Consider the following 5099-nt stretch of genomic DNA (forward strand, 5'->3'; position numbering starts at 1 on the left):
AATTTCCCTCGCAAGTTTGGATGGCCTCTGGCGCATTGCCCTTGAGCCTGCAAGAGCAGTAAATAGAATGGTGATGATGACTGGCCCAACCCTGACCGATTTGACCGACCGCGCGCGGGAGATTTTCCGCCTTGTGGTGGAGGGTTACATCGCCAGCGGACAGCCGATGGGATCGAAAGCGCTGGCAGGGCCGGGGGGCGTGAATCTGTCACCTGCTTCGATCCGGTCAGTGCTGCAAGAATTACAGGACGCCGGGTTGCTGGCCGCGCCGCATACCAGTGCGGGACGGATGCCGACCGATGTTGGTCTGCGACTGTTTGTTGACGGGATCATGCAGGTGGCCGAGCCTTCTGCCGCAGACCGGGCGCAAATCGAGCGTGGGCTGGCGCAGGGCGGAACTATCGAAAACGCGCTGGCCGCGGCGAGTTCTGCCTTGTCAGAGCTTTCGGCGGGGGCGGCGGTGGTGATGGTTCCCAAGCGGGAGCCTCGGCTGGTGCAGATCAATTTCGTGCCTCTATCTCCGGTGCGCGCGCTGGCGGTGTTGGTTTCCGAGGACGGCGGCATTGAAAATCGCATTATCGACCTGCCAGAGCCGGTGGGGGCCAGCGCACTGGAGCAGGCGGGGAACTATCTCACGAGCAGGCTCTATGGCCGGACGTTGGCCGAGGCGGCTGGCGTTGTGCGGGCTGAGATTGCGGGCGGGCGTTCGGCATTGGATGCCGCCAGCGCTGATCTGGTGCAGCGCGGATTGGTGGTGTGGACGCGCGATGCGGCGGCTCGGCCAGTGCTGGTGGTGCGCGGGCAGGCCAATCTGCTGGATGACGCTGCGCTGGGCGACATCGAACGCGTGCGTCAACTATTGGACGAGTTGGAAGGCGCAGAGGCGATTGCCCGCGTGCTGGATGCAGCGCGCGAGGCGCAGGCAACGCGGATATTCATCGGCAGCGAGAACCGGCTGTTCTCGCTTTCCGGCTCATCAGTGATCGCTTCACCGTGGCGCGACAACGAAGGAAACGTGGTTGGCGTGGTGGGGGTAATCGGGCCAACGCGGTTGAATTATGCGCGCGTTGTCCCCATCGTTGATTTCACCGCCCAGACTCTGGGCAGATTTATCGGACAAGACGGGTTTTCGAGAAAATGAGCGATAACGACACGCGCCCCACGGATGCAGAAATCGAAGCGGAACTGAAGGGTGTGCCCGAAGACATGATCGACCAGCCTTCTGAAAACGATGAAGCGGCGCTGCTGCGCGAGCAGTTGGAGACGGCCAAACAGGACGTGCTTTATGCCAAGGCCGAGACGCAGAATGTGCGCCGCCGCATGGAAAAGGACATTGCCGATGCCCGCGCCTATGCCGCGACCGGCTTTGCCCGCGACATTCTTTCGGTGGCTGACAATCTTTCGCGCGCGCTGGAGACGATCCCGGCGGACCTGCGTGAGGATGACAAGTTCAAAAACCTTGTTGCCGGGCTTGAAGCCACGGGGCGTGAGATCGAGAAGGTTTTCGGCAACCACGGCATTACGCGCATTGCCGCGATGGGCCTGCCGCTTGATCCGCACCAGCATCAGGCGATGATCGAAATGCCTTCTGCCGATGCGGAGCCGGGCACGGTGATTTCGGAACTGCAGGCGGGGTATATGATCAAGGACCGGCTGCTGCGGCCTGCGATGGTGGCGGTGGCGAAGAAGCCGGATTGATCTGAGGTCGGCTGTGCGCCCCCGCGAAGGCGGGGGCCTCGAGCCGTTTACACAAGCCTTCCGTAAAACTCCTGAGGCCCCCGCCTTCGCGGGGGCGCGGTGAGTTGGCGGCTGAGGTTTGTGATTTGCGATGAGCGGTTCGTCGTGAATTCAGGAACTTGCGGGCGCTTAGGGCGTCACCTCCGTGAACAACGGAGACATTTCATGCGCAAGATCATCATTGCATCGCTTATCATGGGTTCGGCGGTCACGCTGGGCGGTTGTGCGCGTAACTATACGGCTGAAGGTGGCGCATTGGGTGCTGCGGTTGGCGCAGGCATCGGCGCGGCGACGGGTGGCGATATTGCTACCGGCGCGGCTATTGGCGGCGCTGTGGGCGCGGCGGGCGGTTCGCAGATCCGCAAGCGCGACAACCGCTGCTATCGCGTTGACAATCGCGGGCGTGAATACGAAGTGCGCTGCTGATCAGGCTGATTCAAGGCTCTTGGCGAGGTTGGTAACCCTTGTAGCAAGCGCTTGAAGGCGCGGTGCTGCAATTATTCGCCGAAAGCTTGAATAACTGCATTTAACATTGGGGTTGGCGAAAGTGGCAAACACACTTTCGCCAACCTTTTCGATCACCATTGGTGAATGGACGATGTCGTTGCGCAATCCCAAGAGCGAGGACAGTTCGCCAAGCAACTGATCGATTTTCTTCTTTCGATCTTCCGCCACTGCGCTGGTGGGTTTGGCTTTGCGGGCGGCATCGATCTTCTGGCTGAGCATATCAACCTTAACTGACGCATTAAGTTTCAGAACCAGAACATCAACCGCAGCCTCTGCTTGTGCGAATGCGTCAATTGTCTTGCTGCGCCAAAGGTGAAGCGTGGTATCCGAAGAATTTGTGGCCATTTCGTGAAAATGGCGAATAACCCTCAAGTATTCGTAAACGGAACCAGCGCTTCAAGCGCGGCAATTGGCGGGGCGTCCGGTGACGGATTGCCCCGCTTTGCCATGAACAGGTGACGGACGAGTTCGGCCTGCTGTTCTATGCCGTAGCGGTCGAACGGACGGCCTTGTGTGAAAGTGTAGCTGTACCGGCAAAACGGGTGGCGCATCAGCGGGAGCCACCATTTTCCGCGCTTTTGCGCCTGCCAGACGTGGACCATTTCGTGAATGAACAGGCCTTGCGCGCTTAGGGATGCACAGGCGAAATCGTCGCACCAGTGCGGGCTGGCGGGCGCGAAGTGCAGGTGGCCCATCGGAGCCATGACGGTGCCGGTCGGCTGGAACGGAAACCAGCGGCGGCGGCGGATGCGAACCGGATCGGGGTTGATCGCGCTGCCGAACGCTTCGGCAACCAGCACGCGTTCGCCGCCGGTCAGCGGGCGCTCCCCATCGATGGGGCAGGAAGCGCCGGGCTCGGTCACATTTCGCTCATATCGTGGCCGGCATGATCGTCGGAATGATCGGCTGAGTGATCCATGGCATCACCGAGGCCACCACCGATCGCTTCAATTTTTGCAGGTGCGCTGATCTTGTCACCATTGTCGAGCGTGAGGGTGATTTCGGTGGTTGCGCCAGCTTTCAGGGTATCGCCTACGTCGAACAGCATGACGTGAAGGCCGCCTGCCTTGAACTGAACGGTCTTGCCGGATTCGATGGGGACGGTTTTGACTGGCTGCATCTTGGACACACCGTTTTCGGTTACAGTTTCGTGCATTTCTGTGCGGCCGACGCCCTCGACATAGGCGGCGGCGATGGCGTGCGGATCGCCGCCGCCTTGCGAAACGGTGAAGTAGGCAACGCCGGGGCGGCCCGGTGCGGCAGGGAGGCGGATCACGGCGTCCGTTACGTTCACACCCGGCGCGTTCTGGGGCGCGGAATCTATTGTGGCGGCTGGCGTGGGTGCAGCTTCATCTGCAGATTGGCCGCATGATGCGAGCGGAAGGGCGAGGGCGGAAAGACCTGCGAGAACGAGCTTGCGCATATGCTGCGACTCCTGACGTGACAATGCTGCACCGGGTAAGCAACCGCAGCCCTTGTGCCAAGCGGAACCGCACCTATATCGCCCTCAATCGAGCCGCACATGGCGGTCTGCCCGGCAGGGGGACCATCAATCCTCGCGGTGTCTTGAATGTCATTGAAAATTCGGAAGGTGCGCGCACCACGCCGTCGATCGTTGCATTCACCAAGGATGGTGAGCGTTTGATCGGCCAGCCTGCCAAGCGTCAGGCTGTCACCAACGGTGACAACACCATCTTTGCAGTGAAGCGCCTGATCGGCCGCCGCTTTGATGACCCTGTGACCAAGAAGGACACCGAGCTGGTCCCCTACACCATCGTGAAGGGCAAGAACGGCGATGCATGGGTTGCCGCAGGTGGGCAGGAATACAGCCCTTCGCAGATCAGCGCGTTCACGCTGCAGAAGATGAAGGAAACCGCCGAGGCCTATCTTGGCGAGACCGTGACGCAAGCCGTGATTACGGTTCCGGCGTACTTCAACGACGCACAGCGTCAGGCGACCAAGGACGCCGGACAGATTGCCGGACTTGAAGTGCTGCGCATCATCAACGAGCCGACTGCGGCAGCGCTGGCCTATGGTCTGGACAAGAACGACGGCAAGACGATTGCGGTTTATGACCTTGGCGGCGGCACGTTCGACATTTCCGTGCTGGAAATCGGCGACGGCGTGTTCGAAGTGAAGTCTACCAACGGCGATACGTTCCTGGGTGGTGAAGACTTTGACACGGTTGTGGTCGAGTATCTGGCCGACCGGTTCAAGGCCAAGGAAAACATGGACCTGCGCGGCGACAAGCTTGCCCTGCAGCGCCTGAAGGAAGCGGCGGAAAAGGCGAAGATCGAGCTGTCTTCGGCCCAGACCACCGAAATCAACCTGCCGTTCATCACGGCGCGCATGGAAGGTGGAGCAACCACCCCGCTGCATCTGGTCGAGACGATCACGCGTTCCGATCTGGAAAAGCTGGTTGCGGGCCTGATCCAGCGCACGCTGGAGCCTTGCAAGAAGGCACTGGCTGATGCTGGCGTGTCCGCCAAGGACATCGACGAAGTGGTGCTGGTGGGCGGCATGACCCGTATGCCCAAGGTGCGCGACGTGGTGAAGGACTTCTTCGGCAAGGAACCGCACACCGGTGTGAATCCTGACGAAGTGGTTGCCATGGGCGCGGCCATTCAGGCTGGCGTTCTTCAGGGCGACGTGAAGGACGTGCTGCTGCTCGACGTGACCCCGCTTTCGCTGGGTATCGAAACGCTCGGCGGCATCATGACCAAGATGATCGACCGCAACACCACGATCCCGACCAAGAAGAGCCAGGTCTATTCGACTGCCGAGGACAATCAGCAGGCGGTGACGATCCGGGTGTTCCAGGGCGAGCGCGAGATGGCGCAGGACAACAAGATGCT

7 protein-coding genes are annotated in these 5099 nt (G+C 60.7%); 4 read left to right on the forward strand and 3 right to left on the reverse strand.

Going from position 1 to position 5099, the window contains the following annotated elements; all coding sequences use genetic code 11:
• The first annotated feature begins 76 nt into the window (after positions 1 to 76).
• The 3 genes from hrcA to B7X90_RS18180 all read left to right on the forward strand — a co-directional run bounded on the left by hrcA (position 77) and on the right by B7X90_RS18180 (position 2163).
• Complete coding sequence (hrcA, locus tag B7X90_RS18170) at positions 77 to 1141, forward strand: heat-inducible transcriptional repressor HrcA (RefSeq protein WP_292626970.1); 1065 nt, start codon at positions 77 to 79, stop codon at positions 1139 to 1141.
• A complete protein-coding gene (locus B7X90_RS18175; protein WP_292626972.1) occupies positions 1138 to 1698 on the forward strand; it encodes a nucleotide exchange factor GrpE in 561 nt (186 codons plus the stop codon). The genes hrcA and B7X90_RS18175 overlap by 4 nt, the downstream gene beginning before the upstream one ends.
• Before the next feature lie 204 nt (positions 1699 to 1902).
• The gene (locus tag B7X90_RS18180) at positions 1903 to 2163 is read left to right on the forward strand and encodes a glycine zipper domain-containing protein (protein WP_292626974.1); all 261 of its coding nucleotides are present in this window, start codon (positions 1903 to 1905) and stop codon (positions 2161 to 2163) included.
• On the opposite strand, the gene B7X90_RS18185 is transcribed toward B7X90_RS18180, so the two are convergent.
• From B7X90_RS18185 to B7X90_RS18195, 3 genes are read right to left on the reverse strand one after another with little or no spacing between them, the layout of a single operon-like run.
• Entirely contained in the window at positions 2164 to 2589 is a 426-nt protein-coding gene (locus B7X90_RS18185; protein WP_292626977.1) for a hypothetical protein, read from the reverse strand.
• Positions 2590 to 2612: 23 nt separating this feature from the next.
• Entirely contained in the window at positions 2613 to 3062 is a 450-nt protein-coding gene (locus tag B7X90_RS18190) for a vgr related protein (RefSeq protein WP_292626984.1), read from the reverse strand.
• 41 nt (positions 3063 to 3103) lie between these two features.
• Positions 3104 to 3667 carry a copper chaperone PCu(A)C gene (locus B7X90_RS18195; protein ID WP_292626980.1) on the reverse strand — a complete coding sequence of 188 codons (564 nt, stop codon included), beginning with the start codon at positions 3665 to 3667 and terminating at the stop codon, positions 3104 to 3106.
• Positions 3668 to 3810: 143 nt separating this feature from the next.
• Here B7X90_RS18195 and dnaK point away from each other — a divergent pair.
• Positions 3811 to 5099, forward strand: a 1289-nt coding sequence (dnaK, locus tag B7X90_RS18200; RefSeq protein WP_292626982.1) for a molecular chaperone DnaK, incomplete at its 3' end; no start/stop codon positions are given.

This window comes from Novosphingobium sp. 17-62-19 (assembly GCF_002256775.1).
Lineage (GTDB): Bacteria > Pseudomonadota > Alphaproteobacteria > Sphingomonadales > Sphingomonadaceae > Novosphingobium.

What these genes read in the sequence shown, in the direction of transcription:
- B7X90_RS18195 (WP_292626980.1), bottom strand. Translation starts at nt 3,667, where the DNA reads ATGCGCAAGCTCGTTCTCGCAGGTCTTTCCGCCCTCGCCCTTCCGCTC.
- hrcA (WP_292626970.1), top strand. Translation starts at nt 77, where the DNA reads ATGACTGGCCCAACCCTGACCGATTTGACCGACCGCGCGCGGGAGATT.
- B7X90_RS18175 (WP_292626972.1), top strand. Translation starts at nt 1,138, where the DNA reads ATGAGCGATAACGACACGCGCCCCACGGATGCAGAAATCGAAGCGGAA.
- B7X90_RS18180 (WP_292626974.1), top strand. Translation starts at nt 1,903, where the DNA reads ATGCGCAAGATCATCATTGCATCGCTTATCATGGGTTCGGCGGTCACG.
- B7X90_RS18185 (WP_292626977.1), bottom strand. Translation starts at nt 2,589, where the DNA reads ATGGCCACAAATTCTTCGGATACCACGCTTCACCTTTGGCGCAGCAAG.